The organism is Vibrio sp. S234-5 (assembly GCF_000960595.1).
In the GTDB taxonomy this organism is placed as follows: Bacteria; Pseudomonadota; Gammaproteobacteria; order Enterobacterales; family Vibrionaceae; genus Vibrio.
Genome location: NZ_JZAM01000162.1, coordinates 1 through 20,344, shown reverse-complemented (window position 1 = coordinate 20,344; position 20,344 = coordinate 1). Strand labels below are relative to the sequence as shown.

The window sequence follows — 20,344 nt, the reverse complement described above, 5'->3', positions numbered from 1 at the left end:
CCCCGTGAAGCCGAGCTTGAAATCGGCAACTACATGGTGTTTTATAATGAAGAGCGTAACCATCAAGGACTCAATAACCTCACTCCTGATGAGGCCTACTTCGGTAGGCAAAGATACGCAGCATGAGCTGGGTCAACCACTTAAGAAATGAGCTTATGTGTCCAACCATTGGGGTCCACTTCTGTCCTTATAATATTTTCAGAAAATACAGACGCCATAGCAGCAACATACGGTTCTATAGGTCTTATTCTTCCTTCTACTCATAAATTGCAGAACATGTCTGCATAATCATAAGTGCTCAACTAGGCTCATAATCTGCTATTAGGGAAAATAGGTCAATAACTGACTTAGGAAAGTGGTCAGGAACTTGATACCGAATGATTTTGGGGCAAAGGTGATTTAGCAATTGAGAAGGATTTCTTCCTAGTTGCCAGCATATACGTTATGGGACAAGGGCATGTTAGAACAACTCAACTACAGATTAATCATTGGTAGTTAACATTAATGATTAGCTTCTAGTTGAAGTAACAACTAAAAATATCTGTGTGGGTTCGAAATGTAGCGAGTGAGCAATCTTTACCTGTTGCTTTTACAGCGTATTAGCGCATAGAAATTAGAGGCTTAGATTAAGGATTGCTCATAGGAACATAAGAGGTCATACTTATAACGATGTTCGCTGATGTATTCTGTATTTTTATGATGTCGAAGGGCAAGCAAAGTATTACGTGACCTGTAACGTGACCGTTTTGAGTTGAGAAAAGAAAAGTCTAGTAGTTACTAACTTTCTAGCCTTTATACAATATGGCGCCCCCAGTAGGATTCGAACCTACGACCTGCCCCTTAGGAGGGGGCTGCGCTATCCAACTGTGCCATGGGAGCAACGTGTCGATATTCTACTAAATAAACATCGAGTTTTAAACTTATCCTTTGATTCTAAAGTGGTTTGTGCATCACATCGCCAATTTGAATGCTTGAGGCCAAATCGGGCTGATCCACAGTAAGCTCTGCTTCATTTTCGTAAACTCGCGAAACGGTTAGGGTAATGTCACTTTGCGATACCTTGTTACGCGGCAAACCATATTGGTCGATGAAGGCGGCAGTATGCCAAAGTTGCAACTTATCGCCTTGACGCACGCCGTGTATGCGGCCAAGATCCATCGTCACTGTGTTACCAAACACGGCAACCACTTCTGGCAGGGTAATTTTACACGATACTTCCGACTCCATGTCGAGCATGATGTTGCGACTTACGCGCAGCATCATTTCGCCAAAAGTGGAAGCCCAGAAGCGGGCGCTACGAGTGTCCACTTGGCTGGTTTTGGCAAATGGCCATTTGGCCACTTCACGGTAACTTTTCGCGTAAATCTCGTTGCCGGTTTTGCCGTCGTAGACTTTCATTTCCAGCGCAAACTGGCGGTTAATGATATCGTCCGCCAGCAACTTCGATTCTATGGTCGCCGTCAGGTCGGTAATTTCTCCCCCAATGATGTATTGAGCACCTGCATCTTGCGCAATCATTTTGATCCGCTCAGGATTGCGCTTGTCTATCGCATAATCGGTGGTGCCAACGGAAACGAAGCTTTTCGATTGTTGGTCAAATTGCTTGTTGAGCACTTGGCTGAAATCATCACCCACCTTATAAATTTGCCCCATCACCGCTTGCTGTGGGGAGAGCAGCTCGACGTTGCCGACGAGCAGCGTCTTTTTGTATTGGCTGACATGGCAACCATTTGCCGACGGATAGATGTCGACTCGGGCTTTAATCTCAACCTTGTTGCCACGTGTGCGCTGGGACTCGATTAAGATGTAGCGTACTTCATGGTTTGTAAACTGATATTCCGTGCGACCATCTTCTAAATAGGGACGTAAGTTGCTCAGGCTACCTATGTCCGCGCCGGAAAAAGTTACCGCTTTATACAAGGCATCTTCCAGAGCGTGTATCCGTGCTACTTCTTCGGAGGAAACAATGGTGGCAACCCCTGTCACCTCGTACCAAGACGCATGAGCTTTGATGGAGGAAAGCATCATCAAAGTTATTGAAATAAAACCAAGTATAAGTTTTTTCATTACAGTATTACCAAGTGGGTACAAATATTGCTTTACATTTTTCAGCTGTATTTGGATGTCGTTTTCGTCTTGTTGCAGAGATAGAAAAGCAAAGACTGTTCCAAGATTGTAAACCAGCAGGAATACAAAAGCAGTCTTATTGGACATCTGAGATTATCTGGAGACTAACCCATGAAAAAATGGCTTGTTGTCGCGTCTGTCATGGCCTTGAGCTCATGCGCGTACTCACCGATTTACAACGGTAAAGAACCTTACTCGGGTAGTCAGTTTATGCTGATGGAAAGCCCTCGTCATACCATGGATTTTTTCGTGGAAAGCTTGACGGAAGATTTGATCCTTTCAAATACCAGCGTTTCTGCGCGAACCCCAATTGCCGTTACCTCGTTTGTCGACCTGCAAAATATGGATGCCACCAACTGGCTGGGGAATTCGGTTTCCGAAGGATTTATTTATCAGTTGCAGCGTCGTGGTTTTAAAGTGGTAGATTTTAAAACCACAGGTTCAATTCAGGTTACCCAGCAGGGCGATTTTGCTCTGAGTCGTGATTGGAAAGATTTAGCGCAAGAGCAAGAGATTCAATACGTGTTGACAGGCACGATGCTGCGCCAAGAGGGCGGTGTGTTAGTCAATGCTCGCGTGGTTGGCATGCAAACACGAGTGGTGGTTGCTTCGGCACAAGGTTTCCTCCCGGCGGATCGAATTGGCCGCGACTTAGATACGCTCAACAGTATTCGTACTCAAGATGGTGTGATTATTCGCTCCGATCCAACGATCCGTCAGCCTTACACGGTTATCTTGCGTCCATAGGAGTTGGTAATGAAAAAGTTCTTATTTCTCTTGGCTGCTTTTTTGCTTAGTGCTTGTCAGCCATTGCAACAAATTCGTCAGGAAGAGATCTTGGTGGCCGTTGGTTACGCCAGCATCAGTGAACAAACCGGACGAAATGACGAAGAAAAGCGCGTGCGCGCGATGAGAGCTTCAAAAATTGATGCATACCGCGAGCTGGCTGAGCAAGTGTACGGCATGCGAGTCAGTGGCCGAGCGCAGTTAGAGGATCAACGACTTGGCGTCGAGAACACCTCCGGCGCGGTCGATGGGGTGATACGCGGTGCGGAGGTTGTGCGCAGTTACCCTGTCGGGGATAGTTATGTCACTGAACTGCGTTTAGACATTCGCAAAATGGACAAATTGCGTGACTACGGCGAAGTGCAACAAGTGCCGGAGAAACGTCAGCAAACACTTTTCTAGACAGTCCAATCCAGATAAGCAGCAGATAATCTCTAGTCAGGCGGCCCACACATGGGTCGCTTTTTTTGCTTAGTCAGTATGAATAAAACAAGGTCAGTATGAATAAAACAAGTAATAGCAAAACGAACAGCAAAGGGAGTTAATCAGCGGGGCATCAAGGAGTGAGACGAGAAAGATGAATTAGTACAATTAACTTTAGGCTTTGATATTGGTACCTAAAGTTGAAATAGTATGAGTTTTACCGCCAGCGTTATAAGTCATGCCGACTTTTCCGTGGCTTTGCTGAAGCATATTATTGAGTTTGTTAAAACTGGATTGTGCTCGATTAAGTGCATCGCCATTGATCTGATTGATCTGCTGGCAATCCAGAATGATCGATTGAATACTGGCGACCTTCTCTTTCAATTGAGGATCATCGGTAAGTTGCTTGACGTGCGGGTGAGAGGCAATTCGATGGTCGGTTTGTTGTAGTCGACCAATGAGCGTCATTTTTTCTTTGGCAATTTTCTCAATATCAACAGATACGCGGCTAGCAATCACTTTGCTTTCCTGTTCCAACAATAAAGAGAGAGCTTTAGCGCTTTCGTATTGAAACTCCACTAAATCAACTAAAGCAGCCATGATTACCTACCTTGACTACGCTTTGATACGATCAGCCAGTTCATTTTCAAACTTCATCATACTATCAGCCAGTTTTTCAGGATCGACTTTGTAAGAGCCGTTTGCAATGGCTTCTTTGATCGCGGCAACTTTTGCAGCATCAAATGCCGGTTTGGCGGCCATATCCTGATGGAGTTGTCCGATATCGCGACTTTGTTGACTCAGCGAGACGGCGTCTTGCGCAACAGGACTCTTTTTTGCTTCGGTGCGCGTCTCCGCCAACGAGCTAGAATCTGTACGCGCAGCGCTACGACTGTTCGTCGTCATCACTTGTCCTGAACGTATGTTATCGATACTTGCCATATATAAACCTTAATTACGAAGTAACTGAACTCGTACACACAGTATCGACACACCAAGCCAATACTTTAGAAAAAATTTGTCTTTTGTTTAACTAGCAGGAATCGGGCCTGAATTCAACCGCGCTTATCATACCACTTCAGCGACTTAAGGCGCGAAACGGTTAGAACTGAACGGTGACTTCGGCAATACCGCTGACAATGCCTTCGATTATACGTTGTGATTTGTCATTTTTCACTCTGACCTGTTCACCCGCCGCGCCATCTTGTAATGCGGTCCCCAGAGTTGTGATGACCATCCCATCTTGGCTGGCCTTGATAATCACCTTTTCATTGCGACAGACCACACAGACATCACCACGTTCTATCACGTTTCCCAATCGAACAGTGCGTTTGACTTTAGCTCCAACCACCTGTGAGCTGTCGGCAAAGCCTTCTTTACGAAAGCGCTGCAACTCGATCATCTCATGTTTTACATCGCCAAGGGAGATAATCTCTCCTCGGGCAAGGGTTCGTGTGGCAACCACCATAGGAATAGCGATGGACAAGCGGACAGGGACATACACTTGCCAATCGTCTGAGGGGCATTCGACCAGTACATTAATGTTGCTGCGATTGGCGTTATCTGAGTTAGCACTTGTACTCAAAGCAACCGGGCAATCGGTGGCTTTTATTCTACTATCAATATTAGCGGCACTCACTGACAGCTCACCACCAGGGGGCTGTTCAACGTTGGCTAAAATGTGCTCTTCCGCCGCTAACTGTATCTGTTTTATTTGATTTTCTGTGGCTGCATGAGCAAAAAAACTAAACAAAGTTAGCAAAATGCCGATAGACTTAGCGTAACTTTTGAAGAAAGCTCTACACTTAGAGATGGTAAATGAATATAAACAAGTATTAGAGTGTGCCATTCTGTTTCTCTGGTGTTATACAGCTGTAATTTTAGAGTATCACTTTTAATCGAAAAGTTTGAGATGGAGATGAGCTTATGACGGGTATTCTTGATTCTGTGAATCAGCGTACGCAACTCGTCGGTCAGAATCGATTGGAATTGTTGACCTTTCGTTTAATGGGCCGCCAGCGTTATGGTATTAACGTATTTAAAGTAAAAGAAGTCTTGCAATGCCCTAAGCTTACTTCAATGCCAAATCTGCACCGTTTAGTTAAAGGTGTCGCTCATATCCGTGGCCATACTGTTTCTGTCATCGATTTGAGTTTGGCGATTGGTGGCCGACCAACAACCGACATCGACAAATGTTTTGTCGTTATCGCGGAGTTCAACCGAACCATTCAAGCATTTTTGGTTACTTCGGTTGAGCGCATAATTAACATGCACTGGGAAGCGATTCTACCACCACCAGATGGGGCGGGTAGAGCAAACTACCTGACCGCGGTCACCAACATTGACAACGAACTGGTTGAAATTCTCGACGTTGAGAAAATCCTTGCAGAAATTGCGCCAGTGGATGAAACAATGGACTCTTCCATCGGTGAAGAGATAGCCAAAGTTGAGACGGAAAAAGCACTGGTTCGTCGTATTTTGATTGCAGATGACTCCACGGTTGCGCGCAAGCAGGTTGAGCGTGCGATCACCAATATCGGCTTTGATTGTGTCTCGGTGAAAGACGGCAAAGAAGCGTATGATAAGTTGTTAGAAATGGCATCTGAAGGACCAGTTCGAGACCAAATTTCTCTGGTGATCTCTGATATCGAAATGCCAGAAATGGACGGCTACACGCTGACGGCAGAAATTCGCCGCAATGCGGATTTGAAAGATTTGTATGTTATTCTTCACTCGTCACTGAGCGGCGTTTTTAATCAAGCGATGGTGGAGAGAGTGGGTGCAAATGCGTTTATCGCAAAATTTAACCCAGATGAACTTGGGAATGCGGTTAAAACTGCACTAACAAAATAAAAGAGACATTAATGACTGCTATTACAATCAGTGATCAAGAGTATCGCGACTTCAGCCGTTTTTTGGAATCTCAGTGTGGTATCGTGCTGGGCGACAGCAAGCAGTATTTGGTACGCAGTCGTCTTAGCCCATTAGTAACCAAATTTAAGCTCGCTTCGTTGTCTGATTTGTTGAGAGATGTCGTGACGGGGCGTAACCGAGAACTACGTGTTGCCGCCGTTGATGCAATGACAACCAACGAAACTCTGTGGTTTAGGGACACCTATCCGTTTACTGTTTTGGCGGAAAAACTTTTGCCTGAGATTGCGGCAAATAAACGTCCGATAAAAATTTGGTCTGCCGCTAGTTCATCAGGGCAAGAACCGTATTCTATGGCGATGACGGTGTTGGAAACACAGCAACGTAAGCCAGGTATGCTGCAAAGTGTGTCGATTACGGCAACCGATATCTCAGCCAGTATGTTGGACATGTGCCGGGCCGGGATCTACGATAATTTGGCCTTGGGGCGGGGATTGTCCCCGGAGCGCCGCCGCACCTTTTTTGAAGACACGGGCGATGGTCGCATGAAGGTTAAAGACAACGTTAAGCGCTTGGTTAACTTTCGCCCGCAAAACTTGATGGACAGCTACGCCTTGTTGGGTAAGTTCGATATTATTTTTTGCCGTAACGTGTTGATTTATTTTTCTCCGGATATGAAATCTAAAGTGTTGAACCAAATGGCGAACAGTTTGAACCCCGGTGGCTATTTGTTGCTTGGTGCTTCGGAGTCGTTGACAGGTTTAACCGACAGATTTGAAATGGTTCGCTGTAACCCTGGCATCATCTACAAATTGAAATAGTGGAAACTCTTCTACTTTTCTTTTCAAACTAGCCTGGCATGTTGTCAGGCTTTTATATTTGCCCTTTCTCAGCTTTTTCTCTCTACCCTTTTCTTGAGCCTGTATCCGTCTGCGTATATCTTTAGTTTAAGTCTGAGTAAGCGGATCTACGACATTCCATCTGCATACTTGGCTTAGTAATTGCTTACTTTTTCATGGACTGGATAAATTTGAATTGCACGCATTGGCACGCTCTTTGCTTTTATTTGGTTAGTAACGGTCAGTTCTTTTTGTAGAGGCGCATATGGCTATCTCCTTTGACAATGCACTAGGCATCCACCAGTACACGGTGGGAGTACGTGAACGCAATGCCGAGGTTATCTCGACCAACATTGCGCAAGCGAACACGCCTGGATACAAAGCAAGAGGTTTAGACTTTGCGAAGGAGTTACAGGCGGCAAGTTCGGGGGCAAGTATTGGTCTTAGCCGTACGGACAGTCGGCATATTCCTGCCACTACAACGGTGATGGGGGAAAAACTTTATCGCCTTCCGACCCAACCGGACACCGGAGATGGCAACACGGTGGATTTGGATTTAGAGCGTAACCTGTTTATGCAAAACCAGATTCGCCATCAAGCCTCACTGGATTTTCTGGGCGGTAAATTTAAGAACTTAACCAAAGCGATTAAAGGAGGTAACTAGATGAGCTTGTTCAATGTGTTCAATGTAACTGGTTCTGCAATGAGTGCTGAGTCTGTTCGTCTAAATACCACTTCAAGCAACTTGGCCAACGCCGACAGTGTCAGCAGCTCTGCAAAAGACACTTATAAAGCGCGCCATGCTGTGTTTGGCGCTGAGTTAAGTAATGCCATGTATAATCGTGGCGATACAGTGCCGGTGCAAGTGCTCGGTATTGTGGAAAGTGATAAACCGTTGACCGCGGAATATAACCCTGAACATCCATTGGCAAATGATGAAGGTTACATTTACAAACCGAACGTTAATGTCATGGAAGAAATGGCCAATATGATTTCTGCCTCCCGTTCATACCAAACGAATGTTCAGGTAGCAGATGCGAGTAAACAAATGCTGCTGCGTACGCTGCAGATGGGTCAATAAGGATAAGGAGTTAACGTATGGCCGGAATCAATAACGTTGGTCAAAGCGGCTTGTCCTATATCGACCAGCTTAAGAGTTTGCAAGAGAGCAAAAAGCCGACGGCAACCACGGGTAAACAGGATCTTAAACAAGAGGACTTTTTATCCTTGCTGACTAAGCAATTGGCTCAACAGGACCCTTTTAAGCCGGTCAGTAATGACCAGATGATTGCGCAAATGGCTTCATTTGCGACCGTTGATGGCATTGGCAAGATGAACACTCAGTTTGAGAGTCTCAACTCGTCAATGACGTCCAACCAAGCATTGCAAGCGTCTTCTTTAGTGGGGCGTGATGTGTTGGTGCCAGGCGCGGCGGGTATGAAGCAGGAAGAGGCAGGCATGCCTGCCATGGTCAAACTACCACAAGCTATGGATAACGTGATTGTGCGAGTGGAAAACGAGATTGGCCAATTAATTCGTACCTTTGAGGTGGGGGCGAAACCTGCGGGAGATAACCGTGTCGAATGGGACGGTAAAGATGAAAACGGTAATCCATTGCCGGCTGGCAAATACAAAGTGAAAGCATCCGGTTTGCTGGATGGTCAGGCGACTGACTTCCCGGTTTCAACCTATGCCAACGTGAACAGTGTTCTGCTGGGTAAAGGCGATGGTAACGTACTGCTCAATCTGGCTGGCTTTGATTCGCCAGTTCGACTTGCTGAAGTACTCGAAGTTGGCAAAGCGTAATCTACGCTGGCTGGATTAAGGAGATTTTGGAATGTCATATGTATCTTTAAGCGGTTTGTCCGCAGCTCAGTTAGATCTGAACACCACGAGTAACAACATTGCCAACGCCAACACATATGGCTTTAAGGAGTCGCGTGCTGAGTTTGGTGATGTTTATTCAAATTCTCTATTTACCAATGCGAAAACCACCGCTGGCGGTGGTGTACAAGCAAACCAAGTTGCGCAGCAATTCCATGAAGGTTCCAGTATTTATACCAACAACCCAATGGATTTGCGTATTGGCGGCACGGGTTTCTTTGCCGTGGCAAAAGACAGAATGGTACCGAATCAGAACGAGCTAACCCGTAACGGTGCTTTTCATCTGAACAAGAGCAACTATATGGTCACGGCAAATGATGAATATTTGCTGGGCTATCAGGTTGATCCTGAGAGCGGTGATGTCACCTCTTACGAACCACAACCTATTAACATTCCGGCGGAATTTGGCAAGCCAAAGCAGACGGCAAATGTAACGGTTGGGGTGAACTTACCAGCAAGTGGTGCGATTAAAGATCCTCTCGCGTTTAATTTCGAGGATCCTGATACTTATAACCGTTCAACGTCTTCAACCATTTATGACTCTATGGGTCAGTCGTACAAACTGACGACTTACTACCTGAAAGATCAGACGCAACCGAACACCTGGCAAACCTACTACACGGTAACGGATAGCCAAGGTGAGAAGCCAGTCAATATCACAGGTGGTGATGCAACTAACGCAACGGGTCATGTTGGGCATACGATTAAGTTCAATAATGATGGTACGCTTGCCAGCTTAAACAATGGGCAGCCGATTGTGACTGACCAACTCGGTGCGGGCGTTAACCCAATTGATATGAATGGTGGTGATCCGACGCAAGTGCTGAATTTTGATCTCAACTCTTCCACCCAGTTTGCTGCTCCGTTTGAGCTGACTAAGTTTGACGAAGATGGCGCGACAACGGGTTTTTTAACCAAAGTGGACTTTGATGAAAGTGGCAGTATTTACGGCACTTATTCAAATGGTGAGAGCGTTACTTTAGGTCGAGTTGCTTTAGTTCGTGTACCGAATGAGCAAGGTTTGGACAAAAAAGGTGGCACACAGTGGAACTCTACCAATAACTCCGGGGATAAAATCTGGGGTGAATCGAACAAAGGTTCATTTGGTACCGTTTCTAGTGGTTCTTTGGAGCAGTCCAACATCGATATGACGCAAGAATTAGTGGATCTGATTTCAGCTCAGCGTAACTTCCAAGCAAACTCACGTGCGCTTGAAGTGCATAACCAGTTGCAACAGAATATCTTGCAGATTCGTTAATCGTTTTATTCATGACATTCATCTGGTGCTTAACCTGGACGACCTCACCCAGGTTAAGCCTTGTTTCTTCTCTGCCCCTTAACCATCATCTCGATTGCCTCTTGCTTGCCGCCCGGCATGCCGCTGAGTAATTTTCCGACCAATGTGTTTGCCTCTTGCTTACATTTCTAACGCATCCATTTGATATTTAAATGAAAAATAAACTGGCATGATGATTGCTTTTCTGATCCTAGAATTCGATTTCAGGAGCAGATTATGGATCGTGCACTCTTTCTAGCCATGAGCGGCGCTAAACAAAATATGCAAGCGTTGCAACTGCGTGCCAACAACCTAGCAAACGTCAGTACCACTGGCTTTCGTGCTGATTTGGCACAAGCTCGGTCAATGCAAGCGTATGGCGAAGGCTTACCGACTCGTGTATTTAGTATGACGGAGCGTCCAGGACATAATTTTGCTCAGGGCAGTGTGATTACAACAGGTCGCGATATGGACATCACCGTTGAAGGTGATGGTTGGATTGCGGTCATGGACAAGATTGGTAAAGAGGGGTTGACCCGCAATGGCAATCTGAAAGTGGATCAAAATGGTTTACTGACCAATGCCAACGGGCATCTGGTGCTTGGCGAGGGCGGAGCACCGATCACGATTCCCTTACCGATCAGTAAGATCGAAATTGGCAGAGATGGCACCATTTCTGTGTTGCCGCAAGGCGCGCCTGCCGAAGAAATGGAACAGATAGACCGTGTGAAGCTTGTCAAAACCGACAACAGCACGCTGTTTAAAGATACCAACGGACTGTTCCGTCACAAAGATCCCAATCAAGCGTACGAAGCCGATGCTACTGTGCAAATCATGACTGGCGCCATTGAGGGTAGCAACGTGAATGCCGTCGGCGAGATGACCGCGCTGATTGACCTGCAAAGACAATTTGAAATGCAGGTGAAAATGATGAGCACGGCAGAAGAGCTTGACAAAGCGTCCGATTCACTGCTTCGTATGAGCTAACAGAGTAAGGGTTAAATTATGCATCCGGCACTATGGGTAAGTAAGACAGGGCTCGACGCTCAGCAAACCAACATTGCAACCATTTCAAACAACCTGGCTAACGCCTCAACCATCGGTTTTAAAAAGAGTCGTGCGGTGTTTGAAGATCTGTTTTATCAGAATATCAATCAGCCCGGCGGCCAATCGTCGCAAAATACGGAATTGCCAAGTGGCCTGATGCTTGGCGCGGGTTCGAAAGTGGTGGCAACGCAAAAAGTGCACACCCACGGCAACGCGCAAACGACAACCAACGCACTGGATTTGATGGTGGAAGGCGATGGTTTTTTCCAAATCACCATGCCAGACGGCAACATTGGTTATACCCGCAATGGCCAGTTCACCCTCAATGGCGAAGGGGTGGTGGTGACTTCGGGATCCGGTTACCCGCTGGAGCCAGAAATTGTGATTCCCGAGGACGCCATTTCGATTACCGTCGGTACCGATGGTGAAGTGTCAGTGCGAATCCGCGGTCAGCAAGATAACCAAGTTGTGGGCCAGATAACCATCACCGATTTTGTTAACCCAGGTGGTTTAGAGCCCATTGGTCAAAACCTTTACTTACCCACTGGCGCAAGTGGTGATCCGCAGCAAGGGGTCCCTGGCTTGGATGGTTTAGGCGAAGTGCGTCAGTCAATGCTGGAAACGTCCAACGTAAACGTGACGGAAGAGCTGGTGAATATGATCGAAGCACAACGCGTCTACGAGATGAACTCAAAAGTGATTTCGTCAGTCGATAAGATGATGAGCTTCGTTAACCAACAGTTGTAATCGTACTTAGCTTGAGATGAACCAGAGGGAGATTGCTATGAAACGCTTAAGTCTGATTGCATTGGTGGCAGTGATGAGCGGTTGTACGATGTTAGAACCGATCGAAACCAGCGAAGTGAGCCAAGCCACGACCGTCGTTGATGCAGTTGAAGGCGACAAATCTAAAGACCAAAGTACGGGTATTGTTGATACCTTGCGTGGTCGTAGCGATCCGGTCGCTGGTGACCCGGCTTGGGCACCCATCCATCCAAATCAAAAGCCCGAGCATTACGCCGCGGCCACGGGCTCTCTGTTTAGCGCCGATCACATCTCTGATCTGTATGATGACTCCAAACCACGTGGTCTTGGCGACATTATTACCGTGTTGTTAGATGAAACCACCAATGCGTCGAAAAGTGCCAATGCCGGGCTATCAAAGAGTAATGATGCCAGCATGGATCCACTGCAAGTGGGTGGGCAAGAGCTGAAAATTGATGGTAAATACAATTTTTCCTACAACTTGAGCAACGCCAACAGCTTTACCGGTGACGCTTCTGCCAATCAGAGTAACAGCATCAGCGGCTCAATCACGGTTGAAGTGATTGAAGTGTTGGCAAACGGCAACCTCGTGGTCCGCGGTGAGAAGTGGTTAACCCTCAATACGGGCGACGAGTACATTCGTCTTAGCGGTACCATTCGTCCCGACGATATCGATTTTGACAACACGATTGCGTCAAACCGCGTCTCTAACGCAAGAATTCAGTATTCTGGAACCGGAACGCAGCAGGATATGCAGCAACCCGGATTCTTGGCACGATTCTTTAATGTCTCTCTGTAAGTGGCAAACCAGTGGCAATTGAATATGGTCACTGGTTGAGAGAGGAAGGTAAGTAAAGATGAAAAAATTCACCCTGATACTAATGAGTCTGTTAATGACGGTGACTTCGGCACAAGCGGCGCGCATCAAAGATGTCTCCCAGGTCGCGGGGGTAAGAAGTAACCAACTGGTGGGCTATGGCCTAGTATCTGGCTTGCCGGGCACTGGGGAATCGACACCGTTTACCGAACAGAGCTTTAACGCCATGTTGCAAAATTTCGGCATTCAATTGCCTGCGGGCACCAAGCCGAAGATCAAAAACGTTGCCGCCGTGATGGTCACCGCGGAATTGCCACCTTTCTCTAAACCTGGGCAACAAATCGACATTACCGTCTCATCGATTGGCAGTGCCAAAAGTCTGCGCGGCGGCACCTTACTGCAAACCTTCCTCAAAGGCCTAGATGGGCAAGTCTATGCCGTTGCACAAGGCAACTTAGTGGTCAGTGGTTTTAGCGCCACAGGTGCCGATGGCTCAAAAATTGTCGGCAATAACCCAACAGTCGGGATTATTTCCAGCGGTGCGATGGTCGAACGTGAAGTACCCACGCCGTTTGGTCGCGGTGACTTTATCACCTTTAACCTACTCGAATCCGATTTCACTACTGCGCAGCGTATGGCCGATGCGGTCAATAACTTCCTAGGCCCTCAAATGGCCTCAGCAGTGGATGCCACATCGGTGCGAGTTCGTGCGCCTCGTGACATCAGCCAGCGCGTTGCTTTTCTCTCTGCGATCGAGAACTTAGAGTTTGACCCTGCAGATGGTTCAGCAAAAATCATTGTTAACTCGCGCACTGGCACCATTGTGGTCGGTAAACACGTACGTCTAAAACCAGCTGCCGTGACGCATGGTGGCATGACGGTAGCAATCAAAGAGAATCTTAGCGTCAGCCAACCCAATTCCTTCGCTGGTGGCGAGACGGTCGTGGTGCCGAATTCCGATATTTCGGTCACCGAAGAAGAAGGCAAAATGTTCAAGTTTGAACCGGGACTGACATTGGACGACTTAGTCCGTGCGGTCAATCAGGTCGGCGCAGCCCCTTCGGATCTGATGGCGATTTTGCAAGCGCTCAAGCAAGCAGGTGCCATTGAAGGACAACTGATCATCATCTGATGGTTCGGAGAAGCAAGCATGATCAACAACGCAAATGACATCGGCTTTATTCACGACATCAGCAGCCTAGACAAGCTGCGCCAACAAGCGGTTGGCGGTGATGAGGCGCATGAACAGGAAGCGCTGAAAGCCGCGGCCAAGCAGTTTGAATCGATTTTTACCTCGATGCTGTTTAAATCCATGCGTGATGCTAATGCGGGCTTTGAGTCGGATCTGATGAATAGCCAAAACGAGCAGTTCTATCGCCAGATGCTGGATGAGCAGATGGCCAGCGAACTGAGTTCATCCGGATCATTGGGTTTAGCGGACATGATTGTTGCCCAGCTTAGCGCGAACAAAGGCGTGGATAAAAACGAGCTGGCGATGCGAGAAGCCGGCAAAGAAGCGCCATTGAGAATGCCTGTCAATACCAGCAAAGCGCGTGAGATTGAGCAACGCTTAATCGAATCGGGTGAACTGAGTCGCAAAGAGACGGCTCGCTTTGATTCACCAGAGTCGTTCGTTCAGTCGATGCGCCCTTATGCTGAGCGCGCCGCCAAAACCTTGGGCGTAGAACCTAGTTTACTGTTAGCGCAAGCGGCGCTAGAAACTGGATGGGGGCAGAAGGTAGTGAAAAATGCCCGCAACAGCAGTAATAACCTGTTCAACATTAAGGCGGATCGCAGTTGGCGAGGTGAGCAAGTGCGCACGCAAACACTCGAATTCCATGACAACACGCCAGTGAAAGAGACCGCGTCCTTCCGCGCTTATAACTCATTTGCCGACAGCTTCAACGACTATGTGGCGTTCCTCAATCAGAATCCTCGCTATCAAGTGGCTTTGCAGCACAATGGCGATTCTGAAGCGTTCATCCGTGGTATTCACCGGGCCGGATACGCAACCGATCCTGATTACGCTGAGAAGGTACTCAGCGTAAAAGAACGGATAGAAAACATGTAAATTCCACGCGAGGGCCTGAGTAAAATCAGGCCCTTATTCTTTGTGTAAACAGCGTTTCCCTCTATTGGCATACCTTTTGCTTTATTGTGTTCAGGTACTCAGTTTTTACTGATTTGATTGAGTTTTTGGGGGCACGTATGGCGTCGGATCTTCTGAATGTAGGTACTCAGAGCGTACTTACGGCTCAGAGACAGTTAAACACCACCGGTCATAACATTTCTAACGTCAATACAGAAGGTTATAGCCGTCAGTCTGTGGTTCAGGCGACCAACGACCCGCGTCAATTTGGCGGCTCTACCTACGGCATGGGCGTGCATGTGGAAAATGTTCGCCGCTCATGGGACCAGTTTGCCGTCAATGAACTCAATCTCTCTGCCACCAACTATGCCAACAAGAGCGACGTCGAAGCCAACTTAGAGATGCTTTCCGGTATGCTCTCTTCTGTGGCGTCGAAGAAAATTCCAGAAAACCTCAATGAATGGTTTGATGCCCTAAAAACGTTGGCGGACAGCCCTAACGACATGGGTGCACGTAAAGTATTGCTTGAAAAAGCGAGAATTATTGCTGAAACGGTGAACGGTTTTCACGAAACGGTGCGCCAGCAGTATGACGTGACCAATAAAAAGCTGGATATGGGTATCGAGCGCATCAACCAGATCGCGGTGGAAATTCGCGACATTCATCGCTTAATGATGCGTACCCCCGGGCAGCACAATGATTTGATGGACCAGCATGAAAAGTTGGTTAAAGAGCTCTCTGAGTACACCAAAGTCACCGTCACGCCACGCTCAAACGCGGAAGGCTTCAACATTCATATCGGCAACGGCCACACTTTGGTATCAGGTACTGAAGCAAGTCAGCTTAAGATGATCGGTGGCTATCCAGACGTTCATCAACGCCGTCTTGCCATCTACGAAGGCAATTCTCTGAAACCGATTAAAAGTGTTGCCTTAGACGGTAAGCTCGGCGCCATGCTGGATATGCGTGATAATCAGATCCCACATGTCATGGATGAAATGGGCAGAATGGCGGCAGCATTTTCGAATGAAGTCAACCTGTTACAAAAACAAGGCTTGGACTTGCGTGGCAACATCGGTGGGCTGATTTTTACCGATGTCAACTCGGAGTTAATTGCCAAATCGCGCGCGGTGGCTGCGCCGGATTCAACGGCTGAAGTCGCCGTCTTCATCAATGACATTGCCGCCTTACAGGGCGGCGAGTATGCCCTGCGCTATGATGGCAGTAACTACACCGTGACCAAACCGTCTGGTGAAACCGTTACGGTTTCACTCGATTCTGCTAAGTCCGCTTTCTATCTGGACGGCATGCGGGTTGAAGTGCGCAACGAGCCGAAATCAGGTGAAAAGATCCTCTTGCGCCCGACGCGAAATTCGGCGGCACAGATGAAGGTGGAAACCAATGATGCCAATACCATTGCCGCGCAGAGCTACGAAGCTTCCACGACTTTTGCTCAGGGCACCGCTCAGTTCCACATTCTGGCAGCCGGTGACTTGCGTGAATTTGAGGTGATTGTATCGCCCAAGGGCGATCAGTTTGCCGTGATTGACACCAAAGGCAACGTGGTGCGCAGCCCAGCGCCTTATCCAACTGATGGGCCGATCTCCGTGGTGCTGCCTTCCAACCACCCGAGCTACAAAGACGGCAAAGAAACGGTGTTTGAGTTGACCCCCGGTGCGCTGGCAAACGATAAGTTCACGGCAAACCTTGTCCCTTCGGACGGTGATAACGGCAACCTGAGAAAAATGCAGCAAATTCAGTTGGACAAAAAAATGGACGGCAATAAGTCGACCATTTTGGATGTGTATCACAACCTCAATACCAACGTAGGATTACGCAACTCAACGGCGACGCGCCTCGCGACCATCGCCCAGCACGAGAATGAAGCGGCGCAAGAGAGAGTGGCGGCGATTTCCGGGGTCAACTTGGATGAAGAGGCGTCTAACATGATGCGTTTTCAGCAAGCCTACATGGCATCGTCACGCATCATGCAGGCCGCCAACGATACCTTTAACACCATTTTGCAATTGAGATAGAGAGGAGACGGTAGATGATTTCACGTATTGCCAGCTTCCATAACTATCAGTCCGTTCAGAATGACTTGCGCCGAATGGAAAATAAAATCCATCACAATCAAGCGCAACTGGCTTCGGGCAAAAAGTTGCTCTCGCCGAGCGATGATCCGCTGGCGACGCACTACATTCAAAATATCGGCCAGCAGGCTGAGCAACTCAAACAGTATTTAGACGCGATTGTGCTGGTGCGCAACCGCCTAGAACAGCATGAAGTGAATGTGGCAAACCAAGAGCAGTTTGCCGATGAAGCCAAACGCACGGTAATGGAAATGATTAACGGTGCTTTGTCGCCGGAAGATCGAATGGCCAAAAAACGTGAAATAGAGGAACTGGCAAACAATTTCCTCTATTTGGCAAACGCACAGGATGAATCCGGCAACTACACCTTTGCTGGAACCAAATCGAAGACCCAGCCTTTTTTCCGTGATTACGATGGCAGCGTCACCTATTCCGGTGACGACTACCAACGCAAAATGCGTATTTCGGCCAGTTTAGAAATGGCGATGAACGATCCTGGCAGCAAGTTATTTATGGATATCCCGAACCCATTTGGTGATTACGAACCCGAATACCAGCTGCAAAATGCGTCTGAATTGCTGCTCGATAAAGCCGTCAATGAGGACTATTTCGACAAGTCGAACTATCGTGTCACCTTTGTCGACATGAGTAATGGCAAATGGGGCTATCAGTTGGAGAAAGATGGCAGTGTGGTGGCCGCCGATGAGTTTAACGCCAGCACTGGGATCAAATACAACGATTTGACGATTGATTTGCGTGGGCAAATCAAACGGGGAGATGTGATCGAGCTTAAACCTCGTGAACATTTCTCGATTTTTGACAGTTTTAAAAATGCGGCGAAGTATTCCGATGCCTCGGTCTCGGATGCCAACGCAACAGCGAAGTTGCATCAGGTGACTGAGGAATTTCATGCGGCTTTCATCCATTTAAACAAAGCCCGTACTGATATAGGTGCGCGCCTGAGTACCTTGGATATCCAAGAGCAGCAGCATGAAGACTTCAATCTATCTCTGAGTAAAGCTAAGAGTAACTTTGAAGACCTGGACTACTCCAAAGCAATTATTGAGTTCAATGAGAATTCCAGAGCATTGCAAGCTTCGCAGCTCGCGTTTGGTAAAACCAAAGATCTGACTCTGTTTAACTACTTATAAATGTCCAATATAAGTCGTAGCTGATTCGTTTAGCCGCCTCGATTGATGCCTTATGTGCCAAGCCTTAAGCGCGGATAGAGATGGAATAAGTTTGCCGCTTTGAAGTTCGCCTTTAAAAACGGCAAAGCGGCAAGGTGGCAAAGCCGAATGGCAACACAGACAGAAGTGGCCAAAGGACAAAACTCATCGCAACTCTGTTTTTAAGTGATTGTTTTAAAATGATTTAAAAATTTAAGATGATGAGATTAAAAATTGGCACACAAATTGAATTAGATAATTCAGAGTGGATTTACCTGGTTCTAAAAGCTGCCTAAGGCAGTTTTGGCAAGTAATTACGGTCAGTGCTTTTCCAAATGAGAGTAAAGCTGGCCGCTTCGCAGGAGCTTGCGAACTCAGAAGGAGAGCAAAATGGCTGTAACAGTAAGTACTAACGTTTCCGCGATGACCGCCCAACGTTACTTAAACAAAGCGACAGATGACCTCAACGTTTCTATGGAACGTTTGTCCTCTGGTCACAAAATTAACAGTGCCAAAGACGATGCAGCCGGTCTGCAAATCTCTAACCGTTTGACGGCTCAGTCGCGAGGTTTGGATGTGGCAATGCGTAACGCGAACGATGGTATTTCGATTGCGCAGACCGCAGAAGGGGCAATGAACGAGGTCACCTCGGTGTTGCAACGTATGCGTGATTTGTCTATCCAGTCGGCCAACGGCACCAATACGCAAGCAGAGCGTCAGGCGATTAACGAAGAAGCCAATGCCCTGCAAGATGAGATTAACCGTATTGCAGAAACGACCTCTTTCGGTGGTCGACGTTTGCTCAATGGCTCCTTCGGTGATGCGTCCTTCCAAATTGGCTCGAACTCCGGTGAAGCCATGATTATGGGCCTGACCAGTGTTCGCGCAGATGATTTCCGTATGGGCGGTGCCACCTTCCAATCGGAAAACGGCAAAGACCGCAATTGGAGTGTCAGTGCAGATAATGCCGATATGAAGATTGTCTTGCCGATGATGGGCGAAGATGAAGATGGCAACGTTGATGATCTAGAAATCAATATCATGGCCAAAGCGGGTGATGACATTGAAGAACTTGCGACCTACATCAACGGCCAGTCGGATCTGATTAACGCGTCAGTAAGTGAAGACGGCAAACTGCAAATCTTTGTCGCAGAGCCGAACTTAAAAGGTGAAGTATCCATTTCTGGCGGTTTAGCTAAGGATCTTGGTCTTAGCGATGAGCCGTTCAAGACCACGGTACAGGATGTTGATCTGCGTACCGTACAAGGCTCACAAAATGCCATCAGCGTGATTGATGCCGCGCTAAAATACGTCGACTCGCAGCGAGCGGATCTTGGTGCGAAGCAAAACCGTCTGAATCACAGCATTAACAACCTCGCTAACGTGCAGGAAAACGTCGATGCTTCGAACAGTCGAATTAAAGATACCGATTTTGCGAAGGAAACAACGCAAATGACGAAAGCACAAATATTGCAACAAGCAGGTACTTCAATACTTGCTCAAGCAAAACAGTTGCCAAACTCTGCAATGTCACTATTGCAGGGCTAACGGAAGTCCTGTACCAGCTATGGCTCAGACGTGCGCTTATGGTACAGGATGACGTGGCAAACAACTTTACATTGAATGAAAGGCTCTCTCATCTCTCACCTGCCTGACATTATTGATGTGAAGTTGTCCGGTGTGCCGGAAATGTGTTCATTTCTCTTGATCTCCACATTGGCTCTGGCTACCAACCTAGCCCCGGTTCTCTCAAAGGAATGGGGCTTTTTCTTTTTCTCAGTTTCCCTCTAACGAATATTCTTTGGCATCTCTGCCGACATTTATCCTCTTAAGCGCAATTTTCCTACAAGCTGCCGATAAGTGGCAAAACATCACCGCTAACGCTGATAATGACTACCTTTTTCTATTTTCGCCATTCGACATCTTTAAACAAAACTTGAGCGCCAAAGCGCAAGTTTTGCTCAGATTTATTAATCCGATCTCCATTTATTATTTTTTTAAATATTTTGCTAAAGCTTCGGCGTTTGACGTCGTTAATAAAAGTAACTTTGAGAGAACTACTTGGTTTTCCGAGACGTCGGAAACCGTAATATCGGAAAATCAATTGGAGAATTCATCATGGCAGTGAATGTAAATACCAACGTAGCAGCAATGACAG

20 protein-coding genes, 1 tRNA gene and 1 pseudogene are annotated in these 20,344 nt (G+C 47.2%); 17 read left to right on the top strand and 5 right to left on the bottom strand.

The annotated features are described in order from the left end of the window. A pseudogene (locus tag UF06_RS23965) lies at positions 1 to 126 on the top strand (IS3 family transposase); the annotation flags it as partial. 676 nt (positions 127 to 802) lie between these two features. Here UF06_RS23965 and UF06_RS06990 read toward each other — a convergent pair. Then, positions 803 to 879 (bottom strand) — tRNA-Arg (locus UF06_RS06990). Between the two features lie 54 nt (positions 880 to 933). Then, complete coding sequence (locus UF06_RS06985) at positions 934 to 2,067, bottom strand: flagellar assembly protein FlgT (protein ID WP_045569800.1); 1,134 nt, start codon at positions 2,065 to 2,067, stop codon at positions 934 to 936. Between the two features lie 171 nt (positions 2,068 to 2,238). Here UF06_RS06985 and UF06_RS06980 point away from each other — a divergent pair, with 171 nt between their 5' ends. Further along, entirely contained in the window at positions 2,239 to 2,874 is a 636-nt protein-coding gene (locus UF06_RS06980) for a FlgO family outer membrane protein (protein WP_039424598.1), read from the top strand. Between the two features lie 9 nt (positions 2,875 to 2,883). Beyond that, positions 2,884 to 3,315, top strand: coding sequence for a flagellar assembly lipoprotein FlgP (gene flgP / locus UF06_RS06975; RefSeq protein ID WP_039424600.1), 432 nt, complete (start codon positions 2,884 to 2,886; stop codon positions 3,313 to 3,315). Between the two features lie 195 nt (positions 3,316 to 3,510). On the opposite strand, the gene flgN is transcribed toward flgP, so the two are convergent. The 3 genes from flgN to flgA all read right to left on the bottom strand — a co-directional run bounded on the left by flgN (position 3,511) and on the right by flgA (position 5,185). After that, entirely contained in the window at positions 3,511 to 3,936 is a 426-nt protein-coding gene (gene flgN, locus UF06_RS06970; protein ID WP_045569798.1) for a flagellar export chaperone FlgN, read from the bottom strand. Positions 3,937 to 3,951: 15 nt separating this feature from the next. Beyond that, a complete protein-coding gene (gene flgM, locus UF06_RS06965) occupies positions 3,952 to 4,278 on the bottom strand; it encodes a flagellar biosynthesis anti-sigma factor FlgM (protein ID WP_045569797.1) in 327 nt (108 codons plus the stop codon). Between the two features lie 160 nt (positions 4,279 to 4,438). Further along, positions 4,439 to 5,185, bottom strand: a complete 747-nt coding sequence (flgA, locus tag UF06_RS06960) for a flagellar basal body P-ring formation chaperone FlgA (RefSeq protein ID WP_045569796.1) — start codon at positions 5,183 to 5,185, stop codon at positions 4,439 to 4,441. 77 nt (positions 5,186 to 5,262) lie between these two features. On the opposite strand from flgA, the gene UF06_RS06955 reads away from it, so the two are divergent. From UF06_RS06955 to UF06_RS06890, 14 genes are all read left to right on the top strand, one after another. Beyond that, the gene (locus UF06_RS06955) at positions 5,263 to 6,189 is read left to right on the top strand and encodes a chemotaxis protein CheV (RefSeq protein WP_045569795.1); all 927 of its coding nucleotides are present in this window, start codon (positions 5,263 to 5,265) and stop codon (positions 6,187 to 6,189) included. A gap of 11 nt (positions 6,190 to 6,200) precedes the next feature. After that, positions 6,201 to 7,028 (top strand): protein-glutamate O-methyltransferase, encoded by an 828-nt coding sequence (locus tag UF06_RS06950; RefSeq protein ID WP_039445410.1) that lies wholly within the window; start codon positions 6,201 to 6,203, stop codon positions 7,026 to 7,028. 283 nt (positions 7,029 to 7,311) lie between these two features. Next, complete coding sequence (flgB, locus tag UF06_RS06945) at positions 7,312 to 7,710, top strand: flagellar basal body rod protein FlgB (protein WP_045569794.1); 399 nt, start codon at positions 7,312 to 7,314, stop codon at positions 7,708 to 7,710. Further along, on the top strand, positions 7,711 to 8,127 hold the full coding sequence (flgC, locus tag UF06_RS06940; RefSeq protein WP_039424619.1) for a flagellar basal body rod protein FlgC: 417 nt from the start codon (positions 7,711 to 7,713) through the stop codon (positions 8,125 to 8,127). It begins immediately after the preceding gene. 17 nt (positions 8,128 to 8,144) lie between these two features. Beyond that, positions 8,145 to 8,852 (top strand): flagellar hook assembly protein FlgD, encoded by a 708-nt coding sequence (gene flgD, locus UF06_RS06935; RefSeq protein ID WP_039424622.1) that lies wholly within the window; start codon positions 8,145 to 8,147, stop codon positions 8,850 to 8,852. Positions 8,853 to 8,883: 31 nt separating this feature from the next. Further along, positions 8,884 to 10,188 (top strand): flagellar hook protein FlgE, encoded by a 1,305-nt coding sequence (gene flgE / locus UF06_RS06930; protein ID WP_045569793.1) that lies wholly within the window; start codon positions 8,884 to 8,886, stop codon positions 10,186 to 10,188. A 255-nt stretch (positions 10,189 to 10,443) separates the two neighbouring features. Beyond that, on the top strand, positions 10,444 to 11,193 hold the full coding sequence (gene flgF / locus UF06_RS06925; RefSeq protein ID WP_045569792.1) for a flagellar basal-body rod protein FlgF: 750 nt from the start codon (positions 10,444 to 10,446) through the stop codon (positions 11,191 to 11,193). An 18-nt stretch (positions 11,194 to 11,211) separates the two neighbouring features. Then, a complete protein-coding gene (gene flgG / locus UF06_RS06920) occupies positions 11,212 to 12,000 on the top strand; it encodes a flagellar basal-body rod protein FlgG (protein ID WP_045569791.1) in 789 nt (262 codons plus the stop codon). Between the two features lie 37 nt (positions 12,001 to 12,037). Further along, positions 12,038 to 12,817 carry a flagellar basal body L-ring protein FlgH gene (gene flgH, locus UF06_RS06915; RefSeq protein ID WP_045569790.1) on the top strand — a complete coding sequence of 260 codons (780 nt, stop codon included), beginning with the start codon at positions 12,038 to 12,040 and terminating at the stop codon, positions 12,815 to 12,817. A gap of 58 nt (positions 12,818 to 12,875) precedes the next feature. Then, positions 12,876 to 13,967 carry a flagellar basal body P-ring protein FlgI gene (locus tag UF06_RS06910; protein WP_045569789.1) on the top strand — a complete coding sequence of 364 codons (1,092 nt, stop codon included), beginning with the start codon at positions 12,876 to 12,878 and terminating at the stop codon, positions 13,965 to 13,967. 18 nt (positions 13,968 to 13,985) lie between these two features. Then, entirely contained in the window at positions 13,986 to 14,906 is a 921-nt protein-coding gene (gene flgJ, locus UF06_RS06905; protein ID WP_045569788.1) for a flagellar assembly peptidoglycan hydrolase FlgJ, read from the top strand. Positions 14,907 to 15,043: 137 nt separating this feature from the next. Then, complete coding sequence (gene flgK, locus UF06_RS06900) at positions 15,044 to 16,960, top strand: flagellar hook-associated protein FlgK (protein ID WP_045569787.1); 1,917 nt, start codon at positions 15,044 to 15,046, stop codon at positions 16,958 to 16,960. A gap of 14 nt (positions 16,961 to 16,974) precedes the next feature. Next, positions 16,975 to 18,168, top strand: a complete 1,194-nt coding sequence (flgL, locus tag UF06_RS06895) for a flagellar hook-associated protein FlgL (RefSeq protein ID WP_045569786.1) — start codon at positions 16,975 to 16,977, stop codon at positions 18,166 to 18,168. 408 nt (positions 18,169 to 18,576) lie between these two features. Beyond that, entirely contained in the window at positions 18,577 to 19,734 is a 1,158-nt protein-coding gene (locus tag UF06_RS06890) for a flagellin (protein WP_045569785.1), read from the top strand. Positions 19,735 to 20,344 lie beyond the last annotated feature (610 nt).

Coding starts and splice junctions, on each gene's coding strand:
- UF06_RS06985 (WP_045569800.1), bottom strand. CDS start 2,067: ATGAAAAAACTTATACTTGGTTTTATTTCAATAACTTTGATGATGCTT.
- UF06_RS06980 (WP_039424598.1), top strand. CDS start 2,239: ATGAAAAAATGGCTTGTTGTCGCGTCTGTCATGGCCTTGAGCTCATGC.
- flgP (WP_039424600.1), top strand. CDS start 2,884: ATGAAAAAGTTCTTATTTCTCTTGGCTGCTTTTTTGCTTAGTGCTTGT.
- flgN (WP_045569798.1), bottom strand. CDS start 3,936: ATGGCTGCTTTAGTTGATTTAGTGGAGTTTCAATACGAAAGCGCTAAA.
- flgM (WP_045569797.1), bottom strand. CDS start 4,278: ATGGCAAGTATCGATAACATACGTTCAGGACAAGTGATGACGACGAAC.
- flgA (WP_045569796.1), bottom strand. CDS start 5,185: ATGGCACACTCTAATACTTGTTTATATTCATTTACCATCTCTAAGTGT.
- UF06_RS06955 (WP_045569795.1), top strand. CDS start 5,263: ATGACGGGTATTCTTGATTCTGTGAATCAGCGTACGCAACTCGTCGGT.
- UF06_RS06950 (WP_039445410.1), top strand. CDS start 6,201: ATGACTGCTATTACAATCAGTGATCAAGAGTATCGCGACTTCAGCCGT.
- flgB (WP_045569794.1), top strand. CDS start 7,312: ATGGCTATCTCCTTTGACAATGCACTAGGCATCCACCAGTACACGGTG.
- flgC (WP_039424619.1), top strand. CDS start 7,711: ATGAGCTTGTTCAATGTGTTCAATGTAACTGGTTCTGCAATGAGTGCT.
- flgD (WP_039424622.1), top strand. CDS start 8,145: ATGGCCGGAATCAATAACGTTGGTCAAAGCGGCTTGTCCTATATCGAC.
- flgE (WP_045569793.1), top strand. CDS start 8,884: ATGTCATATGTATCTTTAAGCGGTTTGTCCGCAGCTCAGTTAGATCTG.
- flgF (WP_045569792.1), top strand. CDS start 10,444: ATGGATCGTGCACTCTTTCTAGCCATGAGCGGCGCTAAACAAAATATG.
- flgG (WP_045569791.1), top strand. CDS start 11,212: ATGCATCCGGCACTATGGGTAAGTAAGACAGGGCTCGACGCTCAGCAA.
- flgH (WP_045569790.1), top strand. CDS start 12,038: ATGAAACGCTTAAGTCTGATTGCATTGGTGGCAGTGATGAGCGGTTGT.
- UF06_RS06910 (WP_045569789.1), top strand. CDS start 12,876: ATGAAAAAATTCACCCTGATACTAATGAGTCTGTTAATGACGGTGACT.
- flgJ (WP_045569788.1), top strand. CDS start 13,986: ATGATCAACAACGCAAATGACATCGGCTTTATTCACGACATCAGCAGC.
- flgK (WP_045569787.1), top strand. CDS start 15,044: ATGGCGTCGGATCTTCTGAATGTAGGTACTCAGAGCGTACTTACGGCT.
- flgL (WP_045569786.1), top strand. CDS start 16,975: ATGATTTCACGTATTGCCAGCTTCCATAACTATCAGTCCGTTCAGAAT.
- UF06_RS06890 (WP_045569785.1), top strand. CDS start 18,577: ATGGCTGTAACAGTAAGTACTAACGTTTCCGCGATGACCGCCCAACGT.